The sequence below is a fragment of the Streptomyces sp. NPDC056600 genome, assembly GCF_042792855.1.
Lineage (GTDB): Bacteria > Actinomycetota > Actinomycetes > Streptomycetales > Streptomycetaceae > Streptomyces.
Map to the genome: position 1 here is coordinate 213,261 of NZ_JBHTVQ010000001.1, position 25,290 is coordinate 238,550.

Below are 25,290 nucleotides of genomic sequence, written 5' to 3' on the forward strand. Positions count from 1 at the left end.
CCTAACAGTCACTCCGGCACCAGGTCGCGGAGATTTCCCGGGGTGATCACCCGCGCGTCGGCGCCCAGTCCCTCCGGCCGTGCCAGGCCGAGAAAGGTGACCGGGCCGTCCGGGGCCCCCTCCTCGTCGCCCACGATCACCCGCACCCCGTTGTCCGCGAGCAGTCCGGTCAGGTACCGCACGGTCAGCGGCCTGCGCTCGACCGCGCCCCGCACCAGCATGCCCGTCGAGACCTGGTGGCCGGCCGCCCGGTTGGATTCGGGGTGGCCCCTGAGGTGGACGTGCATCCACCTGGCGTGCCAGCCGCCGTGCTCGTCACGGGCGAAGACCAGGGGCAGCGCCACCCGGCCGGGACCGCGCAGTTCCGACTTCATCCGGACGGTGCGGGGCTCGAAGGGCGCCCCGGCCTGCTCGGCGTCGCGCAGCATGAAGCCGAAGAAGGACTCCGCCACCTGCTCGAAGTTCTCCCCGCTGTAGACGTGGACCATCGGCACGACGAACGCCGCCTCGACGGCGGCGAGCCGCAGGTCGATGAACTCCGAGGCGCCCTCGGGCGCGTCGGTGATGTCGCCCGAGTGGGCGCCGCCGACCGCGGTGAGGGCGGTCCAGTCGAGCCATCCACGCGTCCGGTAGTGCTCGTCCAGGAGGAGCGCGGACAGGTCGTGGTCGGTGGTCCGCTCCGTCTGCCTCCAGTACATGAAGAACCGCAGCAGCTCGCCCTCCACCGCCGACGACGAGCCGCGCGGCAGCACACCCAGGTCCGAGGGGACGTTCTTCCCGCTCAACGGCAGCGCCACGTCGAGCATCGCCGGGTCCACGACCACCGTTCCGGCCGCCGGAAGACGCCGCCGCAGCTCCGTGTCGGCCAGCGTGGCCAGCCGCTCGCGGACCTCGCGCGGCATGCCGGACCGGGCGTCGGCCGTCGCCCAGGCGCGTCCCGAACGGTTGAGGAACAGCCGCTGCCCGCCGAAGCGGCCGGCCCGGTTCTCCAGGTGCTCGCGCAGCGAGAGCAGGACCCGTCCCGACACCTCGGGCGCGACCCGTGCGGCGGCGTCCAGCACCGCCTCCCGCTGCGCCTCGTCGGCGGCGGCCAGCACCAGGCGGTCCAGCGCCCGGTACAGCCGGCCCGGCGCGGAGGCCAGCAGACCCGCCGCCCCCGCGATGTCGCCGTCCGCCAGCAGTCTCTCCACACGGCTCTCGAAGGTGGGCGCCTCCAGCTCGCCGCGGGCCACCGCGAACACCTTCGCGGCGTGCGGCCACCGCGGGTACTCGTGCGGGTGGAGCCGTTCGCCGAGCCGCTTCCACCGCTCACGGTGCCGGTGCACGTCGGCCAGCTTCGCGGGGGAGCCTGCGACCACAGCGTCCAGGCCCGCGAGCAGGGCCCTGCGCAACGGCCGTCGCAGGGAACGGAACCGGACCGGCTCCTCCAGGGTGACCGACGCGCCGGAGAGGGCGCAGGCCAGCCGCAGCACGTCCGTCACGGTGTCGAGCAGGAGTTCCTGCCCGGCGGCCGCCCGCACCGCGTTGATCACCGCCCGGTTCTCGCGCAGCGGGATCGTCTCCGGCTGCGGGCCGCGCGCGCAGTGCCCGGCGAGCAGCCGCAGGTCCACCAGCCCGTCCTCGCCGAGGGGGACGGGGGAGCCGGCCAACGACAGGTACAGCGCGGTGAATTCGTCCTCGCGCGCGCCACCGAGGTGGAGAACCGTGACGCGGTCGCCGGCCGCGGCGATCAGCTCGTCGTGCGCGGCGAGCATCTCCTCCCAACCGTGCCCGTAGGAGCCGTAGGAAGGCAGGGTGAGCAGATTCAGCACACCGTCGCTCAGCTGGGCGAGCAGGCCGGGCCGGGCCGCCTCGTCCGCGAGCGCCTCGCTCACGCAGCGGTGCCAGAACTCCACGGTGTCCGGCACGCCGGCCGGGAAGTCCTTGAAGTACGTGTTGTGCCGCACGTGGTCGCCCACCAGCTCCCGGACCGTCGCCAGGGTGCGCCGCGCCACCGGCTCGACGAACTCCGGGGCCAGCCCGGAGAGGTGCCTCAGCAGGTCGCCGGAGAGGGTGAAGCCCGCGGACAGCAACGCCGCGTCGAACTGCCGGGCGAGTGAGGCGCCGTCACCCGGCCGGCCCGTGGGAGCAGGCAGGCGGAAGGCGCGGCGGACGACCAACTGTTCGAAGGCGGTGTGCATGCCGGGATGATCCCAGCGGCCCCGGTGCGGGCGCACCGGAGTTTTCGAGTGGCGGAGCGGGCCCGGCCCGCCAGAGTGGAGGCATGGACAGGCAGATCACCCAGCACCGCGTCTACGACAGTTCCCCCGACGACGAGGGAGCGCGCGTCCTCGTCGACCGTCTCTGGCCGCGCGGCATCAGCAAGGATGCGGCGCACCTCGACGCGTGGCTGCGCGAGGTCGCGCCCACCAACGAGCTGCGCCGCTGGTACGGGCACGACCCCGAGCGCTACGAGGAGTTCCGCGCCCGTTACCTCGCCGAGCTCGCCGACGACGCGCACCGCGAGGCCGCGGACCGCCTGCGGGAACTCGCCGACCAGGGCCCGCTGACCCTGCTGACGGCCACCCGCGACCCGGCGATCAGCCATACGGCGGTCCTGGCCGAGTGGCTCACCGGCGGCGAGGGCCGCTGAGACGGGGCGCGGGTCGATGGGCGCGGGGCGGCTCAGGCCTGCTTGCGGGCGGCCTGGCGCTGCCGCTTGCCCAGGGGCGCCTGGGAGAGGTCCTCGGCCTGTGAGCGCAGGTGCTTGTAGCCGCAACCCCGCTCCTCCAGCCACGCCCGGGCGGTCCGCTCGGCGCGTTCGGTGGCCTCCAGGATGTCCTCCTCCGCCTCCCCGGAGTCCTGGAAGCGGAAGGTGAAGGCCGGCCGGGAGGCCACGTCGTAGCTGAGGTGGCCCTCGGGGGTGAAGGCGGCCCGCAGCATGTCGTGCTCCGCGGCGTGGGCCAGGAGCTCCGACCGCTGCCCGGCGTCGAGGCCGTCGAAGACGCCGCGGACGGTGATGCGGAAGGTGCGTGTGCTCATCCGGCGACCCTAACCGGCGGGGCGGGACGGCTCCACGTGGTTTTCCCCCGGGCGGGCCCCGCGCCCCGCGACCCGTGGCCTGCGGGTTCCGGGTGGCCGGGGTCGCGGGGCGGCCGGGCGCTCGGCCGGCGGCGGCGCTCCGGTGCTCGCGGCGTTCGCGGCGGCCGGGTCGGGGGCCCGGGAGTCGTTCGTGCCGGCGGCCGGGGCCGGGGGTGCGGGAGTCACGGCTGCGGAGGCGGGGCGGTGTGCGGAGTCACCTGCGCCTGGGAGAGGCCACGAGGTAGCGGACGCCGGTGCGGGGCTCGCTGTAGGCGCCCGCGTGCCACCCCGAGGCGTTCAGCGTCTCCTCGCAGGCACCGAGCAGGGCGGGGTCGGCGGTCCGTACCTCCACCGCCTCCGGCTGGGCGGACGGCTCGACGCGGTAGCCCTCGGCGCCCGGCCCCGCCGGGCGGCAGCCGGCGGCCTCCAGGGCGATGGCCGCCGCCTGGGGCAGGTGCGAGCGTTCCCAGCCGCACGGGCGGTCCACCGAACCGTCGGGGTTGGTCATCCGCCGCAGTTCCAGCAGCCCCTGCCAGGCCCCCCGCACCTCCGCCGTGCGGGCCGGGGCGTCGCTCTCCCCGCCGAGCCGGGCGGCGAACACGCCGGTCCGGGACGGTTCGGCCGGGGCCGCCCGCACGGCATCGCCCTCCGCCGCGTCCGGCCCGGGCGGGGATGCGGACGCGGTCTCCGGCTGATCGCGCAGACGGCGGCCCGCCGGGGTCAGGTAGCAGTCGTGCGGCGGCCGGGGGTGCCGGAACGCCAGCCCCAGCCGGACCAGCGCCGTCAGCTGGGCGGAGGCGCCCCTCAGCCTGCCCGTCGCGGGGTCCGCCGCGTCGATCACCCGCCGCTGCGCGGCCGTCGGGCCGCCTCCCGCAGTGCTCGGGCCGCCTCCCGAAGTGCTCCCCGCCATCGTCATGGCCTCCGCGCCTCGATCAGGTACCGCTGGGAGTAGGCCACGAAGGGACCGTGACGCTCCATGAAGTCGTGCAGCACGGCCAGCCGGTCGCGGTACTCCTCGACGGTGAAGCCGGGGACGGTCCAGATCACCTTGCGCAGGAAGTGCACCACCGCGGCGACGTCGTGGAACTCCATCCGCAGCGCCTCCTGGCGCAGGTCGACCACCTCCAGGCCCGCCGCCTCCGCCGCGGCCGTCGCGGCGTGCGGCGTGCTTCCGGAGCGGGTGACCAGGGGGTCCGCCTTCGCCCCCGCAGCGCTCGTGGGCCCGTCGCCGCGCCCCTCCCGCATGAACTCGGCGAGCTCGCGCACCGTCCCCGACCCGACCTGCTGCGACAGGTACGTCCCGCCGGGCCGGAGGACCCGGCCCACCTCGTCCCAGCGGGTGACCACCGGGTGACGGCTCACCACCAGATCGAAGAGCCCGTCGCGGAAGGGCAGCCCGTCGCTCTCCCCGACGTGCACCACCGTCCCGCCCAGCGGCGCCAGCGTGCGGCGGGCGATCGCCACGTTCGGCGGCCACGCCTCGGTCGCGGCCAGCAGCGCCGGCGCCCGCCGTACCGTGGCCAGGACCTCCCCGCCGCCGGTCTGCACGTCGAGCGCCGCCCGGGCGCCGGCCATCCGCTCCCCGAGCAGCCGGGCGTACCCCCAGGAAGGACGCGCCTCGCTCGCCCGGCCACGGAACCAGGAGAAGTCCCAGCCCTCCGTCGGGACCGACGCCCCCTCGGCCAGCAGTTCGTCGAAGTCAGCCATCGTCAGAGCATCGCAGAGCGGCCGCCGCGTCCGCACGGCGATATCGGCGGGCCGGCACGACCGGGCGCGGCGCCGGCGCCTCCGTCGCCCCCGTCCGTGCGCGCGCGTCCATGGGCGCGCGAGGTCACTGGCGGTAGCCCGACAGGAAGCGGCCGATGCGGCTGATGGCGGTGTCCAGGACGTCGGCGTGCGGCAGCGTGAGGATGCGGAAGTGGTCCGTGCCGGGCCAGTTGAAGCCGGTGCCCTGCACCACCTGGATCTTCTCCCGCAGCAGCAGGTCGAGCACGAACCGCTCGTCGTCGACGATCGGGTGCGCCGCGGGGTCGATGCGGGGGAACGCGTAGAGGGCGCCCTTCGGCTTCACGCAGGAGACGCCCGGGATCTCGTTCAGCTTCTCCCACGCCCTGTCGCGCTGCTCGTGCAACCGGCCGCCGGGCGCGGTGAGTTCTCGGATCGACTGCCGGCCGCCGAGCGCCGCCTGGATGGCGTACTGGGCCGGGGCGTTGGCGCACAGCCGCATGGAGGCCAGCATGGTGAGGCCCTCGAGGTAGTCCTTGGCGTGCTCGCGCGGACCGGACACCACCAGCCAGCCGCTGCGGAAACCGGCGACCCGGTAGGTCTTGGAGAGGCCGCAGAAGGTGAGCACCACCAGGTCGGGCGCGAGGGCGGCGGCCGGATGGTGCACGGCGTCGTCGTAGAGGATCTCGTCGTAGATCTCGTCGGCGAACACCATCAGCCCGTGCCGGCGGGCGAGGTCGAGGATGCCCTCCAGGATCTCCTTCGGGTACACCGCGCCGGTCGGGTTGTTGGGGTTGATGATCACGACCGCCCTGGTGCGGTCGGTGATCTTCGACGCCATGTCGGCCAGGTCCGGGTACCAGTCGGACCCCTCGTCGCAGAGGTAGTGCACCGCCTTGCCGCCGGCCAGCGTGGTGACGGCGGTCCACAACGGGAAGTCCGGGGCGGGGATGAGGATCTCGTCGCCGTTCTCCACAAGGGCCTGCACCGCCATGGAGACCAGCTCGGAGACGCCGTTGCCGAGGAACACGTCGTCCACGCCCACCTCGACGCCGCGCGCCTGGTAGCGCTGGGCCACGGCGCGGCGCGCGGAGAGGATGCCGCGCGAGTCGGTGTAGCCGTGCGCCTGGGGCAGCATCCGGATCATGTCCTGGAGGATCTCCTCCGGAGCCTCGAACCCGAAGAGCGCCGGGTTGCCGGTGTTGAGGCGCAGGACACTGTGCCCGGCCTCCTCCAGCGCGTTGGCGTGCTCGATCACCGGGCCGCGGATCTCGTAACAGACCTCGCTGAGTTTGCTCGACTGGCGGAACTCCATCGTGTGCCCCTCGGGTTCGTGGTGTTGCTTGGTTTTACCAAGCGGGCACTTGGAAAGTCCAACCTGTTGTCTAGACTGCCGGTCATGTCACCTCGCCGCAGCTACGACCAGTACTGTTCCGCCGCGCGGGCGCTCGACCTCGTGGGGGACCGGTGGACCCTGCTGATCGTCCGGGAGCTGCTCGCCGGACCGCGCCGTTACACCGACCTGCACGCCGACCTGCCGGGCGTGAGCACCGACATGCTGGCGACCCGGCTGCGCGACATGGAGCGCGACGGGCTCATCGCCCGACGTCGGCTGGCGCCGCCCGGAAACGCCTCCGTCTACGAACTGACCTCCCGTGGAAGACAGTTGACGGGTGTGCTGCACGCGCTCGGACAGTGGGGCGAGGGCGAGCTCGGGGACCGCGGGCCCACGGACGCGGTGCGCGCCCACTGGTTCGCCCTGCCGCTGCTGCGGGCGCTGGAGGCCGCGGGCGTGCGGGGAGTGGTGCAGGTGTCCCTGGAGGAGGGGGAGTTCCACCTCCACGCGGGCTCGGCCGAGGGCCCGGTCTACGGCATCGGAGCGGCGCCCAGGGAGCCGGACCTGCGCCTGGACCTGGACGCACGGACGTGCCTTGCGCTGGCGCGGGGCGAGCTGGACGCGGCGGCGCTGCTGGTGCGGGTCTGAGGCGCGGCTGTCGCGGCGGGGTGGGAGCCGGAGGGCGGTTGCTCACCCCGCTTGGGCGCCTGCCTTCGCCTCTGCCAGGTGCCGCGCCACCGGGCCCAGGGTCAGCATGCCGCCGGCGGCGCCGGCGTGTTCCGCACGGGCGTCACGCAGGGCAGCCGCGCAGTGTGCCGCGATTCCGTGCTCGCCGAGGCGTACGGCGGCGCGGGCGGTCAGGCACCACATGGCCTCCTGCATGTGGTCACACGGTGGTTCGGGCACCGCGGCGAGGGCGGTACGGGCCTCGTCGACCCGGGCCCGGGCGAGCAGCACGAGGGGGCGCGTCCAGGGCGTGTACGGGCCCCAGTCGAGGTGCGGGTCGGTGGGAGCCGGCCGGTCGTGCAACAGACGCAGTCCCAGGAGGGCGAGCGGGAACAGGCCGCGGTGCAGCCCCGGCATTCCCGCCCCGCGGAGGGCGTCCTCGGCAGCGCGGTAGTGCGCTGCGGCCGTGGCGGCGGTGGGTCCGCCCGGTTCGGTGCTGCGGGCGGCCGTGGCCCGGGCCCGGAACCACCCGGTGAGGACGGGGACGAGGGGCGCTTCGGTGGTGGCGGCGAGCTGGTCGGCCGCGTCGGCGTGCAGGGTCGCGGAGGCGAGGTCCCCGAGGGCCGAGGCGGACTGCAGGCGGACGAGCCGGCCGAGTACGGCGAAGTTCGGCAGCTCGTGCCGGGTGGCCAGGCCGAGGATCTCGGCGCCGGTCCTGTCCCGTGCCGCCGCGAGCCCGGGGCGGGCGAAGGACTGCAGGAACACTCCGTTGAGGGCGAAGACCAGCAGGGCGGGATCGGCCAGCTCGCGTGCCAGCTCCTCCGCCTGCCGTGCCGTCTGCTGCGCGCGCTTCAGCTCGGTTCCGGACAGATCGGCGCTGCGGCTCTCGACGGCGACCGTGGCCAGGAGGGGGGCGCGCAGATCGGCGGGGCCGTCCTGGCCGAGCCCGGTGAGCGTGCGCTCGGCAGCCGCCACGACCGCTCGGGACTGCTCGGGGTCGTCGGCCCGGCTCCAGAGGGCGGGCACGTCGTAGGCGCCGATGATCCGGGCGGTCAGGGAGAGGTCTCCCGTGCGTTCGGCCGCGTGGATGGCGGCGAGACGGTCGCGCCGGGAGTGGACGAGGGCGTCGCCGCCCGCCAGGGCGAGCGTGCGGGCCAGCTCCACGGTGGTGCGTGGGCCGAGCCGGACACCACGGCCGGTCCACTCCGTACGCACGCCTTCGTGGGGAGCCGACCCGTTGAGGATGTCCGTCTCCAGGCGCTGGAGGTCGGCACCGGGGTCGAGTCCGAGTTGGCCGACGAGCATCGCGCGGGCGCGGCGGAGAGCGGACAGCGCGTCGGCCCGGCGGCCCGCGCGGTAGCGCGCGGGCCAGCAGCTCCCAGGCCGGCTCGCGCCACGGGTGTTCGGCGACATGGGCACCCAGGTCGGCGACGAGATCGGCCCCCTCCCCGGAGTCGAGGAGGATGCGGGCGCGCAGTTCCAGCCCCTCCAACCTCAGTTCCTCCAGCCGGGTCCGCTCGTGCCGCGCCCATGCGGAACCGGCCACGTCGGCGTAGGCGGGGCCGCGCCATGCCGCGAGGACCGCGCCGAGGTCGGTCACCGCGTCGGGGTCGCGGCGGGCCTGGGCCAGCGTGTCCTGGAACCGATGGACGTCCACGTCCTCGCGCGGCAGGCGCAGCGCGTAGCCGGGACCTTCGGTGACGATGACGCGCGGCGGATCGCGGGGCGGCCGGTCGGGTTCGAGGGCGCGGCGCAGCGCGGCGACGAACGTACGCAAAGCGCCCAGGGCGCGGGCAGGCGGATCGGTCCACAGGTCGTCGACAAGGGTGTCGGTGGTGACCAGGCCCGCGGCCCGGGACCGGGGCGAGGCCCGTTGCCGGGGTCCGTCGCCGAGGCCCGTTGCCGGGATCCTGCGGTCGCGGGACTCCGGCAACGGGCCGGGAGAGGTGCCGCCCGGTGCGGGCGGCGGAGTTCACGCCCCGGGGCGGCCCCGGCCGCGGGTGAGGGTGTAGCCCCACACTCCGGCGAGGGCGGCGAGGATGCCGCCCGCGGCGGTCCAGAGCCAGCGGTCCGTCCACCACCCGGAGGACCAGCCGTCCTCCAGGTCCGTGCCGGCCAGGACCGGCGCGGCGTCGTCGAGGAGGCCGCCCTCCTCGTCCGTGCCCTCCGCGTCGTCCCCGGCCTCGGCGTCCGTGCGCAGGGAGACGCCCGGGATCAGCGGCTCCGCCAGCGAACCGTCCACGGCCGCCGATCCGCCGGCGTCCGCCACCTCGACCTCCACCTCGGCCGATATGGCCCGGCCCACGTCCGAGACGGGCAGGCCGACGGCCGACAGACGCACGTAGTACGTCCCCGGGAGCGGGTCGTTCGCCCACGGCTCGGCCCAGCCGCGCACGGTGCGCAGCGCGCACGCCAGCTCCACCGAGGTGGTGCCCGCCGGGACCGCACGGGCCTGCGCCCCGTAGCGGCAGGCCTGCCGCCGCCGCAGGCCGTCGTAGACGTCGATCTGCCAGGTCTCCCCGGCGTGCTCCTCGGGCAGCCGCACGGAGGCGCGGACGGTGGCCCGCTGGGTGGCGTCCACGGGGAACGACCAGTACAGGTAGTCACCGGTGGAGCCCTGGGCGGTGGCCTTCACTCCCGGATCGATCTCCGTCGCGCTGCGGAACGAGGTGCCCGCCTCGGTCGGCCCCGCGCTCGTCCCGTCCTCGCCGGGGGAGGGGGAGGCGTCGGCGGCCGCGGGTGCGGCGGCCAGCCCGGCCAGGAGCAGTGCTGCGGTCAACGCACGTCGCACTCGCATCAGTTCGTCCTCCAGACGGCGACCCGCCAGCGCGAGACCCAGCCCCAGACGAGGCCGGCCAGGAATCCGGTGAGGACCAGCGCGCCGAGCAGCCACCAGCCGCGGCCCAGCCCGAAGGCGGCCACGTCGTCGGCGTCGGACGGCCCGTCCACCACGTCCACCGTGAGCTCCACCGGCAGACCCGGCGTCGTCTTGACGCCGGCCGCGGGGGAGAAGGAGTGGGTCACCTCGAGGCAGACCGCCTCGGCGGGCGCCTCGTCCTCGTCGCTCTCCGCCTTCGGCATCCTCAGGCCCGTGGAGACCAGGTCGGTGCGTCCGTGTCCGGACGCCTCGCCGCGCACCATCTCCCGCCCGTGGACGGTGACCGCCCGCAGCAGGACCCCGTACCCGGGGGTCACCTCTCGGTCGGCCGCGACGCTCACCGCGGCGCGCAGTTCCTGCCCCGGCTCCAGGTCCACCCGGTACCAGCGGGCCTTCCCGAAGTCCGCGCGGTCGGTGTACAGGCCGGACTTCAGCGCCGGCGCGCCCTCGCAGGCGCCGGTGCCCTCGACGGCCACCGGGGTGACCGTCGGGTCCGCGGCACGCTCGACCAACTGGCCCACGCGGTCCGCCAGTTCCTCCTTGTGCTGCACGGAGGTGTAGGTGCCGCCGGTGGCCTCGGCGATGCAGAGCAGCTGGTCGCGGGTCTTGGCGTCGGGGACCAGGCCGAGGGTGTCGATGGTCAGACCGATGCCCCGGGCCGCGATCTCGCGGGCGACCTCGCACGGGTCCAGCGGGGCGCAGGTGTCCTCGCCGTCGGTGATCAGGACGATCCGGCGGGTGCCCTCGCCCTCCTGGAAGTCGCGGGCCGCCGCCTGCAGCGCGGGGCCGATCGGAGTCCAGCCGGTGGGCGCCAGCGTGGCGACCGCCGTCTTGGCCTCCACCCGGTCCAACGGGCCGACCGCGTAGAGCTGTTCGGTGTCCTTGCAGCCCTCCTTGCGGTCGTCGCCCGGGTAGTTCGCGCCGAGCGTCCGGATGCCGAGCTGCACCTCCTCGGGGGTCGCGTCCAGGACCTCGTTGAAGGCCTGCTTGGCCGCCGCCATCCGGCTGCCGCCGTCCACGTCCCGCTCGCGCATGGAGCCGCTGACGTCGAGCACCAACTCGACCTGTGGCGCGGGCCGTCCGTCCGTCTCGTCGGCCGCGGCCGACGCGGGGAACGCCGGTCCTGCCGCCAGGGCGGCGAGCAGGGCGAGTGTGCCTGCCGCCAACCGTTTTCTTCTGATCATCGCCGGATCGTATTGAATGACGGGTCGTGCGGTGGCGGCGGGGTCGATCTCCCGTACCTGGAAGGTGGATTGACGGATCGAACCCGGTCACCCGCCGAGCGCAGGCGGAAGCAACGTCCACCGGTCGCCCGGAGCGTCCGGCGAGAGGCGCATCAGCGTCAGCGCCTTGGTGGGCAGCGGGTCACGCAGCAGCGCCTCGCGGTCCGGGGTGGCCGGCAGGCCGGGAGCGGCCTCCCGCAGCACGGAGGCCAGGACCTCGGACGAGCCTGCCCCGGCGCCGAGCGCACCCGCGACCAGCGACCCGAAGAGCTTGCGGCGCAGCGTCGTCACGTCGTCGGTGACGATCCGCGGCGGGAAGCCGTCCGGCAGCCGCACGCCGTGACGGGCCAGCCGCCGTGGACTCACCCGGATGTCCGCCAGGTCCCGGTAGACCAGGCGCACCGGTCTGCCGTCCGGAGCCAGCACCGCCAGCAGGTTCTGCCCGTGCGCCTCCAGGGCCACCCCCATCTCCAGCAGGCGCAGGCCGACGCCCAGGGACAGCGCCGTGAGATCGGCGAGCCAGGAGGACGCGGCGATCGCCCCCGCCGCGGCGAGCGCGGTGAGCGCGGCGACGGGCACGACCCGCTCGCCGGCGCCCGCGTACGCCTCCGGAGCCTCGCGGACCACCGCCGCGAGGTCCGGCGTGCCGTCGCAGGCGGCGCCCAGGGTGCGGGTGACGTGCAACAGGCCGTCCAGACGGGGCGTCAGGGACTCGGCGAAGGCGGAGACCACCGCAGAGGAGGCGATCGACCCGGGGGAGATGTCCCGCACGGAGGAGGTCAGCCGGGCGGACAGCGCGGTCTTCACCTGCGGCCCGCCGGGCACCGCGAGGGTGCGCAGGGCCATCAGGGGGTGCGCGGTGAATCCGCCCTCGCCCCCGGTGGCGTCGCCGGGGCCGGTCCCCTCGCCGTCCGCGGGCGGGCGCAGGACGTGCCGTGCCTGCCACGGGTGCACGGGCAGCAGCAGCCGGCCGCCGTCGCGCCACTCGGCGGGCCAGTCACCGGCCACCAGGCAGCGTTCCCGCTCCACCGGGCGCAGCGACAGCCGCACCACCGGCCGGTGCTCGGGCGCGTAGGCCAGTTCGTCGGCCACCGTGAAACCGGGCCGGGCACGGCAGCCCGGGTGGTACGGGTGGCCGTCCACCACCCGCTGCTCCCACTCCCATGAGGCCGCCGAAGCCCCGGGGGCCGGAGCCGCGTCGGCGCGGGACAGGGCCAACGAGGCCACGCTGTGCTCGAGTTCGGCGGCGAACGCGGTGCCGTGCGGGACACCCAGGGCCTCCACCAGCGCGGCCGGATCCTGGTACTCCTGGCCCGCCAGACACAGCCGCGTCACCCTTCCGACCACCACGAACGGGTCGGCGGGCGGCCCGTGGAGTGCGCGGCCGTCTGTCAGCCGCACGATCAGACCGGCGGACGTGCGCCCGCGTCCCGCGACCCACGGCAGCGGCTCGAAGGCCAGGGCCCGCCACAGCCGGGTCAGCACGGCGGCCCGCGCCCCGGGCAGGGCCGCGTGGAACGGCTCCACCAGATCGGGGCGGACCTCCGCCAGCTGCCGCGCCCTCTCGTGCTCCTCGCGCCCTGCGTGCCCTTCGCGGGCCGAACACCGCACGTCGCCGTCTCCTCCGTGTCGCTGTGGGCCGGGACATTCGGTCGGTGCGGCGCGCGGGTTCCTGCCTCGTGGCGCTCCGTGCCCCGGCCGCTCCGCGCCTTCGCACCGTGCCGCGCCTTCGCACCGTGCCGCGCCCGGTGGCGCGCCACGCCTTCGCGCCGTTCGTGCCTCCGTGGCGCCGGTCAGGCGTCCGGGTCCTCGTGGAGGCCGGCGTCCGCCGGGCCCCGCGTGAAGCCGGTGAACCGTACCTGGAGTCCGGCCCGTTGGGGCGAGCAGCAGAAGGGTCCCGCGCCGGCCACCGCGTCCGGCGCCAGCGGCGCGAGGCGGACCATGCGCCAGGGCTCCTCAGCGACCCGCGCGCGGATGGTCACCGCGTCGCCCGCGCGACTGGCCCGCACCGTGACCGGACGGTCGTGCCAGTCGGGGACGGGAGCCAGGGACCAGTCGGAGCGGCCGTGGGTGACGACGGCGCCCAGATGCGGGACCCCGTCGTTCATCTCCACCCCGGCCTTGATCCAGGTGCTCGCGTCCACGCGGACCATGAGGCCCGCCTGGTCGTACAGCGCGTCGAAGCGGGCCAGGAAGGTGACCTCCACCGCGGACCCGCCGGGGAACGCGGTGAGCAGCGCGTGGCCGTCGTCGCGGACGAAGCCGTAGCTGGTGGTGCGCCAGAAGTCGGACCGCTCCCGCGCCGTGACGAGCAGGTCCGTGCCCTCGACCACGGTGGCCAGGGGCGGATTGAGCCAGGTGGTGTCGGTGGCGTCGTTCAGGTCGACTTCCTGCCGGTGGTCCACGGGGGGTGTCCTTACGCCGGTGGGGCGAGCGAGCCGGCGTGGACGGCCGTGGCCCCCCGCCCCGGGTGCGGTTCTGCGTGCCGCGACAAGATCCTTCACAGCGGAGCGGCACTTGTCCAGGCCGTCTCCCGCGGATGGCCGTCCCACGCCCCTCCCTCCGGCGCGGTCTTCGCCGCCGTGTCGATGCCGGAGATACTGACCGCGACCGCGCCGCCGGACGAACGGACCATCAGCGCACATGCCTCCCATCGCGGACCTCGGCGCGAGCGCCGACGCCTACGCCTGCACGCCGCTCCTCAACTGCCTGCTGCGGGAGGCCGCCCGGCCGGAGGCCGTCGCGGGCGAGGAGGCCACCGGCCGGCGCGTGCACCGGCTGGCGGGCAGCGGCCGGCTGCTCGGAGTGCGCGGGACCAGGCGCCCCACCGGACCGGAGGTGCGGGCAGAGGCGGGATGGCGGCGGCTGGACCACACGGAACTGGTCGAACTCGTCGCCGAGGAGCTCCGTCTGCACACCGGCCTCACCAACGACGAGCTGCCCGGCGAGATGCTCGACAGTCGCAACGCTGTCGCCGCCCTGCTCGCCGCCCGCGCCGCGGCCGAGCCGCCCGCGGACCTCTACCTCCGCTCCGAGCAGTCGCTGCTGACCGGCCACCCCTTCCACCCCGCGCCCAAGGCCCGCGGCGCCGGCCCGGCGGCCGCCTGGCTCCCCTACGCGCCCGAGGCCCATGCCCGCTTCCCGCTGACCCTGCTCGCCGTCCGGGAGGACGCCGTCGTCGAGGAGGGGGACGTCCGGGCCCTGGACGCCCTGGGTGAGGCCCCGCCCGGTTACCGGCTGCTCCCCGCCCACCCCTGGCAGCTGGACCTGGTGTCCGGCCACCCCGAGATCCGCCGGGCCTTCGCCGACGGGCGACTGCTGCGCCTGGGCGTCACCGCCGAGTCCGCCTGGCCCACCGCCGCCGTGCGCACCCTGTACCTGTCGGGTGCGGACCTCTTCCTGAAGTTCAGCCTCGACGTGCGGATCACCAACGACGTCCGGCGCCTGTGGCGGCACGACCTGCTGCGCCTGCGCCGCACGGACTCCGCCGTCACCACCGCGCTGGCCGCCCTGCCGGCCGAGGAGGCGGCGGGTGCGGCCTGGCTGAGCGACCGCGGCTACCGGACGGCGTCCTTCGCCTTCGAGGAGCTGGCCGTGCTGGTCCGTGACGGCCTCACCGCCCACCTCCCGCCCGGCTCCACCGCGCTGCTGACCGCCGCTCTCGCCGAGGGCTTCGACGGCAGTCCCCTGGACCGGGCCGGCGACGACCCGCTGCCCTGGTGGACGGCGTACCTGCGGGCGGTGGTCCCGCCCGCGTTCCACCTCTTCCACCGGCACGGAGTGGTCCTGGAGGCCCACCTGCAGAACTGCCTGATCGCCGTCGGCCCCGACGGGCGGCCCGTGCGTGCCCTCTTCCGCGACGCGGAGGGGGTCAAGACGGTGCCCGCGGAGGGAGCGGAGGACGTGGAGGGAGCGGACGGCGTGGCCGGAGGCGCGGAGGAGAGGGCCGCGGGCTGGGAGCGGCTGGTCTACTGCCTGCTCGTCAACCATCTGGGCGAAGTGGCCGAAGCTCTGCGCGAGCGGCACCCGGAGGTCGACCCGTGGCCCGCGGTCCGGCGCGAGGTCGCCCGGCACGACTTCCCGGAGGCCCGGCGGCTGCTCACCCAGCCCACGCTGCCCGGCAAGACGAACCTGCTGCTGCGGTGGACCGGCGCGGACGGGGCGGACGCCCGCTACCTCCCGCTGCCGAATCCGCTGACGGCGACGGCGTGACCGACCGGACGGGCCCGGGCGGGAGAACCGGACCTGCGGAGCGGGTCCCGAGCCCTCACCCTGGGAGGAGACGTCGCGCGCGGTGCGCGGCGCACCGGCGAGGGAGTGCCCGATGGCCAAGAGCGACGGCGGCGGCAAGAAGCTGAAGAAGGGCGACAAGGTCGCCTGGAGCAGCCACGGCAGCGAGACCGAGGGCAAGGTGGAGAAGAAGATCACCGAACGGACCGAGGCGGCGGGACGCACCGTGGACGCCTCGTCGGACGACCCGCAGTACAAGGTCCGCAGCGAGAAGTCCGGCCGGTCGGCGGTGCACAAGCCGTCCTCGCTGAAGAAGAAGTGACGCCGGTGGACGACGGCGAGCGCGAGGAGACCTGGGGCGAGTTCCGCGAACTGGTGAACATGAGCCCCTCCGACCTGGAGAAGTGGCTCGCCTCCGAGGAGTCGCAGGAGGCGGGCCGGCACAAGGACGGGGGCGAGTCCACGGGCCACGCCTCCGGCCGCAGGATCGTCGAGATCCTGCGCGCCAAGAAGGGCGACCTCTCCGACGACGACTACGGGCACATGCGCAAGGTGGTCGGCTACGTCCGACGGCACCTCGCCCAGCGCCCCTCGGGCGACGTGCGGGACACCCGCTGGCGGCACTCGCTCATGAACTGGGGCCACGACCCGCTGGCGTGACCGCCGGGTCCTCGCCCGGTTACCATGCTTCCTTCGTGCCGGAGGCGGCAGGCGAGGCAGGCACACTGGGCGGGAGCCCACCGCCTCGGAGCCGGCCGTGACGGCGAGGGACGACCGGTAGGGCCTGGGACACATGCTGAGAGAGGTCACCGCCACCCGTTACGTCGAACCGCTGCGGACCGGTGGATCGGTTCCCGGGGTCGTCGAGGCGGACGACCTGGGCACCTACGTCGTGAAGTTCACCGGCTCCGCGCAGGGCCGCAAGGCGCTGGTCGCCGAGGTGATCGTCGGGGAGCTGGGGCGCCGGCTCGGGCTGCGGGTGCCCGAACTGGTGCGGGTCCGGTTCGACCCCGCCCTCGGCGCCGACGAGCCGCACGCCGAGGTCCGCGGCCTGCTGGACGCCAGCGCGGGCCTCAACCTGGGCATGGACCTCCTCTCCGGCGGCGCCGACCTCACCCCGGAGCTGGCCGAGACCTTCACCGTCGACCCCCTGGAAGCCGGCCGGGTCGTCTGGCTGGACGCCCTCACCGCCAACGTCGACCGCACCGTGCACAGCTCCAACCTGATGGTCTGGCCCACCCGCGGCACCGCCCCGGCCCGCCTCTGGCTCATCGACCACGGCGCCGCCCTGGTGTTCCACCACCGGTGGGACGACACCGCACCCGACAAGGCCTACGACTTCCGCCACCACGCGCTGGGCCGCTACGCCCCGGACACCCGCGCCGCCGACGCCGCGCTGGCGCCCCTGGTCACCGAGGTGCTGCTACGCGAGGTGGCGGCCGAGGTGCCCGACGAGTGGCTGGAGGCCGAGCCCGGCTTCCCCGGACCGGACGCGCTTCGCGAGGCCTACGTCGCCTGGCTCACCGCGCGGGCGGCCTCCTCGGCCGCCTGGCTGCCGGTCGACTTCCCCAGCGGCGACCAGCTCGCCGCGGAGGAGCACGCCCGGCGGGAGAAGAGCCGGCGCGGACGCCCCGGGTGGCTCCAGCGCGTCCCCGACCTCCACGGGAAGCCGGCCGCGGCCCAGGACTGGTCCGCCCACCTGGACGACGCGAGCTGACCCCGCCCCGGGACGCCCCGGGGCCGCGGGCCGGCCGTGATCGGGGTGCGGGGCCGGGAGGGCGCGCGGTCAGCCGGCCAGGTGTCCGTACGCGGGCAGCGTGAGGAACTCCTCGTACTGCTCGTCGAGCGCCACCTTCAGCAGCAGGTCGTGCGCCTCCTGCCAGCGGCCCGCCGCGAACGCCTCCTCGCCCAGCTCGGCACGGAGGTTCTCCAGCTCCTCGGCGGCGACCCGGCGCGCCAGCTCCGGGGTGGCCTTCTCACCGTTCTCGAACTCCACGCCCGCGTTGATCCACTGCCAGATCTGCGAACGGGAGATCTCCGCGGTGGCCGCGTCCTCCATCAGGTTGAAGATGGCCACCGCGCCCAGACCACGCAGCCACGCCTCGATGTACCGCATGCCCACCTGGACCGCGTTGACCAGGCCGGCGGAGGTCGGCCGCGCCTCCAGCGAGTCGACCGCGAGCAGGTCGGCCGCCCGCACCTCGACCTCCTCACGCAGCCGGTCCTTCTGGTGCGGGCGCTCGCCCAGCACCGCGTCGAAGGACGCCCTGCACAGCGGCACCAGGTCCGGGTGCGCCACCCACGAGCCGTCGAAGCCGTCGCCGGCCTCCCGGTCCTTGTCGGCCCGCACCTTCTCCAGAGCGACCTTGTTGACCTCCTCGTCACGCCGCGAGGGGATGAACGCCGCCATGCCGCCGATCGCGTGGGCGCCCCGCCGGTGGCAGGTGCGGACCAGCAGTTCGGTGTAGGCGCGCATGAACGGGGCCGTCATGGTGATCGAGTTGCGGTCCGGCAGGACGAACTTCGGGCCGCAGTCACGGAAGTTCTTCACGATGGAGAACAGGTAGTCCCAGCGGCCGGCGTTCAGCCCGGAGGCGTGGTCGCGCAGCTCGTAGAGGATCTCGTCCATCTCGTAGGCGGCCGTGATCGTCTCGATCAGCACCGTCGCCCGCACCGAGCCCTGCGGGACGCCCAGGGCGTCCTGCGCGTACACGAAGACGTCGTTCCAGAGCCGGGCCTCCAGGTGGGACTCCAGCTTCGGCAGGTAGAAGTACGGGCCCTTGCCCATCTCCAGCAGACGACGGGCGTTGTGGAAGAAGTACAGGCCGAAGTCGACCAGCGCGCCCGGCACCTTCTCGCCGTCGACCTCGAGGTGGCGCTCCTCCAGGTGCCAGCCGCGCGGCCGCATCACCACCGTCGCCAGTTCCTCGTCCGGGCGCAGCGCGTACGACTTGCCGGAGGCGGGATCGGCGAAGTCGATGCTCCGCGTGTAGGCGTCGGTCAGGTTGGCCTGGCCGAGCACCACGTTCTCCCAGGTGGGGGAGAGGGCGTCCTCGAAGTCGGCGAGCCAGATCCGCGCGCCGGAGTTGAGCGCGTTGATGGTCATCTTGCGGTCGGTGGGGCCGGTGATCTCCACCCGGCGGTCCTGCAGCGCGTCGGGACACGGGGCCACGCGCCAGGTGTCGTCCTCGCGGATCGCCGCCGTCTCGGGCAGGAAGTCGAGGGAGGCGGTGCGGGCGATCTCCTCGCGGCGCCGGGCGCGGCGCTCGAGCAGCTCGCCGCGGCGCGGGGCGAAGCGGCGGTGCAGCTCGGCCAGGAAGGCGAGCGCCTCACCGGTCAGGACCTCCTCCTGCCTGGGCAGCGGCTCGGCGTCGACGACGACGGCCGGGGACGGCGCGGTAGCGGACATCAGCGGACTCCTTCGGCACGGCACTTCTGGGCATTCTGCACATCTGCACGTCAGTACTTCTGGACAGTGGACAACAGTTTCCTCATGGCGGAAAGGCGGGGTCAACGCCCAGGCCGCAGCCGGGCCAGATCCGCCTCGGTGTCGATGTCGTACGGATCGGCCAGATCCCCGCACTCCACCCGCACGACCTCCGCCTCGCGCTCCTTCAGGTAGGCACGTGCCCCCCGGTCGCCCACCGCATCCGCGGCGATCCCCGGCCAGTGCGCGGCGCCGAACAGCACCGGATGGCCGCGTGCCCCGGCGTACGCCGCCGACACCAGCGCCCCTGGAAGGGCCCGCGCGCCCTCGGCGAGAGCCGCCTCCAGCACCCGCCGCACGGCCGGTGCGCCGATGCCGGGCTGGTCCACCAGGAGAACCAGCGCGGCCTCGGCGCCGGTCCCCTCCAGCGAGGCCAGTCCGGCGCGCAGCGACGCCCCCATGCCCTGCCGCCAGTCGGGGCTGTCGACCAGGACGCAGTCGGGCAGGCGGGCCCGCGCCCGAACCTCCTCGGCTGCCGCGCCGAGCACCACGTGGACGCGGGCGCAGCCGCCGGCGCGCAGGGCCTGGGCCGCACGCTCCACGAGGAGGGCGCCGCGGTCCTCCAGCAGGGCCTTGGGGCGGCCTCCGAGCCGCCGGCCTCCGCCCGCGGCGAGCAGCAGTCCGACGACCTTCTCGGCGGCCTCCGGGGCCTGATGAACGTCTGTCATGGGTATTGCATACCTGACCTGGGCGAACGACGTCGCGGGCCTGTGGACGACCGGCAGCTTCGTTGCCGGGAGTGAACCCTATGGGTGGAATTTGTCGCCTTGGAGTGGCGCGAGCGCGGTGGGGTGGCGTTTACTGGCTGCCCCGCGTTCCTCGGCGCCTGACCAGTGCCGTGCGCGGGAGGGGTCGCGCATGAGCGAGCGCATGATCTGCGCGGCGGCTCGTGGCCCTGGTTCCCAGGGGAGTCGACGTGCGAAACACGGTGCCCGGCCGACGACGTGAGGGGGAGTGCGGTGTTGCGGAGTTTGGAACGTCCGCCGGCCGACGGCCGGGGGGAGGACCCGCGGGTGGCGGGTCTGAAGGCCGCCGTGGCGCGGCTACGGCGGGAGCTGGCGTCCTATCAGGTGGAGTTCACCGACCGGGCGGTCGCCGAGGAGGAGATCGCGGGCCTCGCCGCGCTCGCGGCCGAGGGCTCGCCCGATCCGGCCCGGCTGCGGCGGTCGCTGCTGCTGATCGCGAGCGCGGTCGGCTCCGTCTCCGCCCTGGCCGGCGGCATGCGCGACGTCCGCCACGCGGTGGAGCGGTTCGACTCCCCGGCTGCGACGGTCTGACGGCTCGTCCACGGGCGCCGCGGGGTGGCGGGGCTGTAGGGCCGCGGGGTGGCGCTGGTGCCCGGCGCCGCCGAGCCGGGGCGGACGACCACAGACGAGGCGTCCCGGGGCGGGCTGTCCGATCGCAGGGGGTGCGTGCGGCGGGGCGGCCGGAAGCGGTCGGCAGGGCCCTGGGCCGGGTCGCCAGCGCGTCAGGTTCGCCCGCCTCGACGGGTACTCCGCTTCCACGGCTGGTCCGCCGGGTCCGCCACCGAGCGGTTTGCCCGTACGGGGACCGCTGCCTGAACTCCTTTTCGGCGCCTGCCCGGTAGGGCTGCTGCCGCCCCGGGCGGTGTCGCCGCGCCGGGCCGTCGCGTCTCGGACGCGCCTGCGACGCGGGCCCGCCTGCTGCCGCCCGCCCGATGTCCACCCGCTGCCGGCCGGTTGGTGTCGGTCGGTCCGTCGGGTGGGCCGGCGCCTCGCCGGTGCGGCCGCCTGCCGGGTGGCGAGGGCGGCCCAGGCGGACCGGGGCGTCGCCCTCCGACGTCCGCCTGACGCGCTGTCCGCCCGCCGGCCGGGCCGCCGGGACGATCGCCACGGCGGACCCTGGCGGCGGGGATCACGGTGTGGGCGCGGCTCCCCGCAGGGTCTCGCCCAGTTCGGTCGCGACCGCCCGCAGCACCGGCACGATCCGTTCCGTCGCCTCGTCGGTGAGACGTCCCGCCGGTCCGGACACCGACAGCGCCGTCCGGGTGGGCGAGCCGGGCACCGCCACCGCGAGGCAACGGACGCCGATCTCCTGCTCGTTGTCGTCCACCGCGTACCCGGCCCGCCGGACCTCCTCCAGCGCCGCGAGGAAGGCGTCGGGCGTGGTGATGGTCCGGTCCGTCGCCGCCGGCATCCCGGTGCGGGCGAGCAGCGCCCGCACCTCCTGGGGCGAGGAGTCGGCCAGCAGCGCCTTGCCCACGCCGGTGGAGTGCGGCAGCACCCGACGGCCCACCTCGGTGAACATCCGCATCGAGTGCCGGGACGGCGCCTGGGCCACGTACACCACCTCGTCGCCGTCCAGCAGCGCCATGTTGGCCGTCTCCCCGGTCTCCTCGACCAGCCGGGCCAGGGACGGCCGCGCCCACGAGCCCAGCAGTCGCGAGGCGGATTCGCCCAGCCGGATCAGCCGCGGCCCGAGCGCGTACCGGCGGCTCGGCTGCTGACGCACGTAACCGCAGGTCACCAGGGTCCGCATCAGGCGGTGGATGGTCGGCAGGGGCAGACCGCTGTCCGTCGCCAGTTCGCTCAGGCCGACCTCGCCGCCCGCGTCCGCCATCCGCTCCAGCAGGTCGAAGGCGCGCTCGAGGGACTGGACCGATCCGCTCGGTGAGCTGGGCGTCGGCACGGGCATGGTCCTTTCGGCCGGGGTCCGGAACGGGGGAAGCGTAGCCGCACCCCGCTGCGGCGCGGCGTCGGCAGGTGGCTCTTGACGGGGCGGGGGCGCGGAGGAATCCTTCAACAAATCGTTGAAGCGCGCCGGTTCACCCGGTCCGGCGCGCGGAGCGGGAGAGGGGGCCGTCCTCGTGCCCGAAGCAGGAACGCCCGGGACGGAACTGGTGGTGCGCTCCACCCGCGTGGTCACCCCCGAGGGGATCCGCCCCGCCTCCGTCAGGGTCTCCGTCTCCGACGGGGTGATCACGGAGGTGGCGGGTCACGACGCCCCCGTCCCGGCCGGCGCCCGCCTCGAGGACCTCGGCGACCTCGCCGTCCTCCCGGGCCTGGTGGACACCCACGTCCATGTGAACGACCCCGGCCGGGAGCACTGGGAGGGCTTCTGGACCGCCACCCGCGCCGCCGCGGCCGGCGGCGTCACGACGCTGATCGACATGCCGCTCAACTCCCTCCCGCCGACCACCACCCCGCGCCACCTCGAGATCAAGCGGGAGGCCGCACGGGGCCGCGTCCACGTCGACGTCGGTTTCTGGGGCGGCGCCGTACCCGCCAACGCGGGCGGACTCCGTCCGCTCCACGAGGCGGGCGTGTACGGCTTCAAGGCCTTCCTCTCACCCTCCGGCGTCGAGGAGTTCCCCGAGCTGGACCTCGGGCGGCTGGCCCGCGCCATGGACGAGATCGCCGCCTTCGACGGCCTGCTCGTCGTGCACGCCGAGGATCCCCACCGCCTCGCCGAGGCTCCGCCCTGCGGCGGTCCCCGGTACGCGGACTTCCTGGCCTCCCGGCCCCGCGGGTCGGAGGACAGCGCCGTCGCCCAGGTCCTCGCCCTGGCACGCGAGTCCGGCGCCCGGGTGCACATCCTGCACCTGTCCTCCTCCGGCGCCCTGCCCCTGGTCGCGGCCGCCCGGGCCGCCGGCACCCGGGTCACCGCAGAGACCTGCCCGCACTACCTGACGCTCACCGCGGAGGAGGTCCCCGACGGGGCCGCCGAGTTCAAGTGCTGCCCCCCGATCCGCGAGGCGGCCAACCAGGACCTGCTGTGGCAGGGCCTCGCCGACGGAACCGTCGACTGCGTGGTCACCGACCACTCCCCGTCCACCGCCGACCTCAAGACCCCGGACTTCGCCACGGCCTGGGGCGGCATCTCCTCGCTGCAGCTCAGCCTGTCCGCCGTCTGGACCGAGGCCCGCCGCCGCGGGCACGGACTGGACGACGTGGTGCGCTGGATGTCCGAACGCACCGCCGCCCTCGCCGGGCTGGACCACAAGGGAGCCCTCGCCGCGGGCCGCGACGCCGACCTCGTGGCCTTCGACCCGGACGCCTCCTTCACCGTCGACCCGGCCGGCCTCCAGCACCGCAACCCGGTCACCGCCTACGCCGGCCGCACCCTGCGGGGTGTCGTCCGCTCCACCTGGCTGCGCGGACGGAGGATCCACCGGGACGGCGCGTTCACCGAACCCTCGGGCCGCCTGCTGGACCGCCGGCCGGCCGCCCGCCGCACCGCCGACCGCACGCCCGAAAGGCAGGACCCCCTCACGTGACGGCGATCCCCCGTTTCACCGGCCCCGCCGAGCCCTACCGGGGCGGCGACCCCTACGCCGACCACCGCACGGCCCCCTTCCCCTTCTCCGGCCTGCCCGACCTGGCGGACCGCCGGCTCGGGGCGGCCGTGATCGCCGCCAACGACGAGTTCTTCGCCCCCCGGGAGAACCTGCTGCTGCCCGGGCCCGCCGTCTTCGAGCCGGACGTCTTCGGCCACAAGGGCAAGGTGATGGACGGCTGGGAGACCCGCCGGCGCCGCGGCGCCTGTGCCGAACACCCCTGGCCCACTGCCGAGGACCACGACTGGGCGCTGGTGCGTCTCGGAGCCCCCGGCGTGGTCCGCGGCGTCGTGGTGGACACCGCCCACTTCCGCGGCAACCACCCGCAGGAGATCTCCCTCGAGGGCGCCGCCCTGCCGGGCACACCGTCGCCCGGGGAACTGCTCGCCGACGGTGTGCCATGGACCCCGCTGGTGCCGCGCACCCCCGTCGGCGGCCACGCGGCCAACGGCTTCGAGGTGTCCGTCGAGCAGCGGTTCACCCACCTACGGGTGCGCCAGTACCCCGACGGCGGGATCGCGCGGCTGCGGGTCCACGGCGAGGTCGTCCCCGACCCCGGGTGGCTGACGGCGCTGGGCGTCTTCGACGTCGTCGCGCTCGTCAACGGCGGCGTCGTCGAGGACGTCTCCGACCGCTTCTACTCCCCGGCCTTCCACACGATCCTGCCCGGCCGGTCGTCCCGGATGGACGAGGGCTGGGAGACCCGGCGGCGGCGCGACCGCGGCCACGACTGGATCACCTATCGGCTCGCGGCCCAGGCGTCGGTACGGGCCGTGGAGATCGACACCGCCTGCCTCAAGGGCAACAGCGCCGGCTGGGCGTCCGTCTCGCTGCGCGACGGCGAGGGCGGCCCCTGGACCGAGATCGTCCCCCGCACCCGGCTCCAGCCCGACACCAACCACCGCTTCCTCCTGCCGGGTCCGGCCACCGGCACCCACGCGCGCCTCGACGTCCACCCCGACGGCGGAATCTCCCGTCTCCGCCTCCACGGCGCCCTGACCCGGGACGGAGCCCGGACCCTCACCACCCGGCTGCGCGGACCGGGCCGCTGACGCCCGCGCGCCACACCGCTCCCGGAACTCGCCATGCCTCCCACCCGTTCTACGGGCCGGGGGGCACGGGGCGCCCCCGAGCGACGCACAGGGGGATCCGATGACGGACGTGGTGGACCTTCGGCAGTACGGCGAGAGCTTCCGCGCCGACCCGCACCCGGTGTACGCCGAGTTACGGCGCAAGGGGCCGGTGCACCGGGTGCTGCTGCCGGCGCCCGACGAGTACGAGACCTGGCTGGTCGTGGGCCACGAGGAGGCGCGCGCCGCGCTCGCCGACCCGCGGCTGTCCAAGGACCCGGAGAAGCTCGGCTCCAGCAGGTTCGACGGCGACCCGGTGGGCAAGCACATGCTGGCCTCCGACCCGCCCCAGCACACCAGGCTGCGCACCCTGGTCTCCAAGGCGTTCACGCCGCGCCGGGTCGAGGCGCTGCGCCCGCGCGTCCAGGAGATCACCGACGAGTTGCTCGACCGGATGCTGCCCGCGGGCCGCGCCGACCTCGTCGAGTCGCTCGCCTACCCGCTGCCCATGGCGGTGATCTGCGAGCTCCTGGGCGTCCCGGAGGGCGACCGCGCCGCCTTCCGCACCATGTCCAACGACGCGGTCGCGCCGGCCACGGAGGCCGACCGGCAGAAGGCCGCGGAGTCCTTCGGCGCCTATCTCACGCGACTGATCGAGGACAAGCGGACCGCCGGGCCCGGCGACGACCTGCTGAGCGAACTCATCGACGTGGCCGGCGACGACGGGGACCGCCTCTGTGACCGGGAGCTCATCGGCATGGCCTTCGTCCTGCTGCTCGCCGGACACGAGACCACGGTCAACCTGATCACCGGCGGGGTCCACGCCCTGCTCACCCACCCCGATCAGCTCGAGCTGCTGCGCGCGGACATGGGGCTGCTCGAGGGAGCCGTCGAGGAGACCCTGCGCTACGACGGACCGGTCGAGACGGCCACCTTCCGCTTCGCCGCCGAGCCGCTGGAGCTGGCCGGCGTGCCCGTCGCCCGGGGCGACCAGGTGATGATCGGCCTCGCCGCCGCCAACCGGGACCCCGGCCGCCACCTGGACCCGAACCGCTTCGACATACGCCGGGTGAGCACCGGGCACCTTGCCTTCGGCCACGGCATCCACTTCTGCCTGGGCGCGCCGCTGGCCCGGCTCGAGGCCCGGATCGCCATCGGCTCCCTGCTGCGGCGCGCCCCCGGCCTCGCCCTGGACGGCCCGCCCGGCGAGTGGCTGCCCGGCATGCTCGTCCGAGGTCTGCGTGCCCTGCCGCTGAAGTGGTGACGGGCGGGCCCGAGCGCCGGTGACGGCACCGGGCCCGCGGCGCGCCGGCCGGAT

Annotated in this window: 22 protein-coding genes and 1 pseudogene; 10 read left to right on the plus strand and 13 right to left on the minus strand. The window is 74.9% G+C overall.

Annotation, left to right across the window (positions count from 1 at the left end):
* Positions 1 to 8: 8 nt before the first annotated feature.
* Positions 9 to 2,180 carry a hypothetical protein gene (locus ACFRAV_RS01030; RefSeq protein ID WP_382550174.1) on the minus strand — a complete coding sequence of 724 codons (2,172 nt, stop codon included), beginning with the start codon at positions 2,178 to 2,180 and terminating at the stop codon, positions 9 to 11.
* Between the two features lie 83 nt (positions 2,181 to 2,263).
* Here ACFRAV_RS01030 and ACFRAV_RS01035 point away from each other — a divergent pair, with 83 nt between their 5' ends.
* The gene (locus ACFRAV_RS01035; RefSeq protein WP_382550176.1) at positions 2,264 to 2,632 is read left to right on the plus strand and encodes a DUF488 domain-containing protein; all 369 of its coding nucleotides are present in this window, start codon (positions 2,264 to 2,266) and stop codon (positions 2,630 to 2,632) included.
* A 32-nt stretch (positions 2,633 to 2,664) separates the two neighbouring features.
* Here the strand turns inward: ACFRAV_RS01035 and ACFRAV_RS01040 are convergent, their stop codons facing one another.
* The 4 genes from ACFRAV_RS01040 to ACFRAV_RS01055 all read right to left on the minus strand — a co-directional run bounded on the left by ACFRAV_RS01040 (position 2,665) and on the right by ACFRAV_RS01055 (position 6,100).
* Complete coding sequence (locus ACFRAV_RS01040) at positions 2,665 to 3,021, minus strand: DUF6204 family protein (RefSeq protein WP_382550178.1); 357 nt, start codon at positions 3,019 to 3,021, stop codon at positions 2,665 to 2,667.
* Between the two features lie 253 nt (positions 3,022 to 3,274).
* On the minus strand, positions 3,275 to 3,970 hold the full coding sequence (locus ACFRAV_RS01045; protein WP_382550180.1) for a hypothetical protein: 696 nt from the start codon (positions 3,968 to 3,970) through the stop codon (positions 3,275 to 3,277).
* Positions 3,971 to 3,972: 2 nt separating this feature from the next.
* Positions 3,973 to 4,767 (minus strand): class I SAM-dependent methyltransferase, encoded by a 795-nt coding sequence (locus tag ACFRAV_RS01050; protein WP_382550182.1) that lies wholly within the window; start codon positions 4,765 to 4,767, stop codon positions 3,973 to 3,975.
* A 124-nt stretch (positions 4,768 to 4,891) separates the two neighbouring features.
* A complete protein-coding gene (locus tag ACFRAV_RS01055; RefSeq protein ID WP_382550184.1) occupies positions 4,892 to 6,100 on the minus strand; it encodes a pyridoxal phosphate-dependent aminotransferase in 1,209 nt (402 codons plus the stop codon).
* 84 nt (positions 6,101 to 6,184) lie between these two features.
* Between ACFRAV_RS01055 and ACFRAV_RS01060 the strand changes: the two genes are divergently transcribed.
* Positions 6,185 to 6,769 carry a winged helix-turn-helix transcriptional regulator gene (locus tag ACFRAV_RS01060; protein ID WP_382550186.1) on the plus strand — a complete coding sequence of 195 codons (585 nt, stop codon included), beginning with the start codon at positions 6,185 to 6,187 and terminating at the stop codon, positions 6,767 to 6,769.
* A gap of 42 nt (positions 6,770 to 6,811) precedes the next feature.
* Here ACFRAV_RS01060 and ACFRAV_RS01065 read toward each other — a convergent pair.
* The 5 genes and pseudogenes from ACFRAV_RS01065 to ACFRAV_RS01085 form a co-directional block, all read right to left on the minus strand.
* Positions 6,812 to 8,672, minus strand: a pseudogene (locus ACFRAV_RS01065) (BTAD domain-containing putative transcriptional regulator); the annotation flags it as partial.
* Positions 8,673 to 8,759: 87 nt separating this feature from the next.
* Positions 8,760 to 9,584 carry a hypothetical protein gene (locus ACFRAV_RS01070; protein ID WP_382550188.1) on the minus strand — a complete coding sequence of 275 codons (825 nt, stop codon included), beginning with the start codon at positions 9,582 to 9,584 and terminating at the stop codon, positions 8,760 to 8,762.
* Entirely contained in the window at positions 9,584 to 10,849 is a 1,266-nt protein-coding gene (locus ACFRAV_RS01075) for a VWA domain-containing protein (protein WP_382550190.1), read from the minus strand. The genes ACFRAV_RS01070 and ACFRAV_RS01075 overlap by 1 nt, the downstream gene beginning before the upstream one ends.
* Positions 10,850 to 10,936: 87 nt before the next feature.
* Positions 10,937 to 12,499: an IucA/IucC family protein gene (locus tag ACFRAV_RS01080; RefSeq protein WP_382550192.1), complete on the minus strand. Its 1,563-nt coding sequence runs from the start codon at positions 12,497 to 12,499 to the stop codon at positions 10,937 to 10,939.
* Between the two features lie 182 nt (positions 12,500 to 12,681).
* Positions 12,682 to 13,293 (minus strand): DUF1349 domain-containing protein, encoded by a 612-nt coding sequence (locus ACFRAV_RS01085; protein ID WP_382550194.1) that lies wholly within the window; start codon positions 13,291 to 13,293, stop codon positions 12,682 to 12,684.
* A 238-nt stretch (positions 13,294 to 13,531) separates the two neighbouring features.
* On the opposite strand from ACFRAV_RS01085, the gene ACFRAV_RS01090 reads away from it, so the two are divergent.
* The 4 genes from ACFRAV_RS01090 (at position 13,532) to ACFRAV_RS01105 (ending at position 16,835) form a co-directional block, all read left to right on the plus strand.
* Entirely contained in the window at positions 13,532 to 15,100 is a 1,569-nt protein-coding gene (locus ACFRAV_RS01090) for an IucA/IucC family protein (protein ID WP_382550196.1), read from the plus strand.
* A gap of 112 nt (positions 15,101 to 15,212) precedes the next feature.
* Entirely contained in the window at positions 15,213 to 15,440 is a 228-nt protein-coding gene (locus tag ACFRAV_RS01095) for a DUF2945 domain-containing protein (RefSeq protein ID WP_351111546.1), read from the plus strand.
* Positions 15,441 to 15,445: 5 nt separating this feature from the next.
* On the plus strand, positions 15,446 to 15,778 hold the full coding sequence (locus ACFRAV_RS01100) for a DUF3140 domain-containing protein (RefSeq protein WP_382550198.1): 333 nt from the start codon (positions 15,446 to 15,448) through the stop codon (positions 15,776 to 15,778).
* 133 nt (positions 15,779 to 15,911) lie between these two features.
* Complete coding sequence (locus tag ACFRAV_RS01105) at positions 15,912 to 16,835, plus strand: HipA family kinase (protein ID WP_382550200.1); 924 nt, start codon at positions 15,912 to 15,914, stop codon at positions 16,833 to 16,835.
* Positions 16,836 to 16,904: 69 nt separating this feature from the next.
* Here ACFRAV_RS01105 and aceB read toward each other — a convergent pair whose 3' ends face one another.
* Together aceB and ACFRAV_RS01115 are read right to left on the minus strand one after the other, a co-directional pair.
* Positions 16,905 to 18,527, minus strand: a complete 1,623-nt coding sequence (aceB, locus tag ACFRAV_RS01110; protein WP_382550202.1) for a malate synthase A — start codon at positions 18,525 to 18,527, stop codon at positions 16,905 to 16,907.
* Between the two features lie 101 nt (positions 18,528 to 18,628).
* Positions 18,629 to 19,273, minus strand: coding sequence for an NTP transferase domain-containing protein (locus ACFRAV_RS01115; protein WP_382550204.1), 645 nt, complete (start codon positions 19,271 to 19,273; stop codon positions 18,629 to 18,631).
* 345 nt (positions 19,274 to 19,618) lie between these two features.
* Here ACFRAV_RS01115 and ACFRAV_RS01120 point away from each other — a divergent pair, with 345 nt between their 5' ends.
* Positions 19,619 to 19,882, plus strand: a complete 264-nt coding sequence (locus ACFRAV_RS01120) for a DUF5955 family protein (RefSeq protein WP_382550206.1) — start codon at positions 19,619 to 19,621, stop codon at positions 19,880 to 19,882.
* A gap of 598 nt (positions 19,883 to 20,480) precedes the next feature.
* Here ACFRAV_RS01120 and ACFRAV_RS01125 read toward each other — a convergent pair.
* Positions 20,481 to 21,260, minus strand: coding sequence for an IclR family transcriptional regulator (locus tag ACFRAV_RS01125; RefSeq protein ID WP_382550208.1), 780 nt, complete (start codon positions 21,258 to 21,260; stop codon positions 20,481 to 20,483).
* Positions 21,261 to 21,432: 172 nt separating this feature from the next.
* On the opposite strand from ACFRAV_RS01125, the gene allB reads away from it, so the two are divergent.
* From allB to ACFRAV_RS01140, 3 genes are all read left to right on the plus strand, one after another.
* Positions 21,433 to 22,842 (plus strand): allantoinase AllB, encoded by a 1,410-nt coding sequence (allB, locus tag ACFRAV_RS01130; protein ID WP_382550210.1) that lies wholly within the window; start codon positions 21,433 to 21,435, stop codon positions 22,840 to 22,842.
* Positions 22,839 to 23,954 (plus strand): allantoicase, encoded by a 1,116-nt coding sequence (gene alc / locus ACFRAV_RS01135; protein WP_382550212.1) that lies wholly within the window; start codon positions 22,839 to 22,841, stop codon positions 23,952 to 23,954. The genes allB and alc overlap by 4 nt, the downstream gene beginning before the upstream one ends.
* A 100-nt stretch (positions 23,955 to 24,054) precedes the next feature.
* Complete coding sequence (locus ACFRAV_RS01140; protein ID WP_382550214.1) at positions 24,055 to 25,236, plus strand: cytochrome P450; 1,182 nt, start codon at positions 24,055 to 24,057, stop codon at positions 25,234 to 25,236.
* The last annotated feature ends 54 nt before the right edge of the window (positions 25,237 to 25,290 follow it).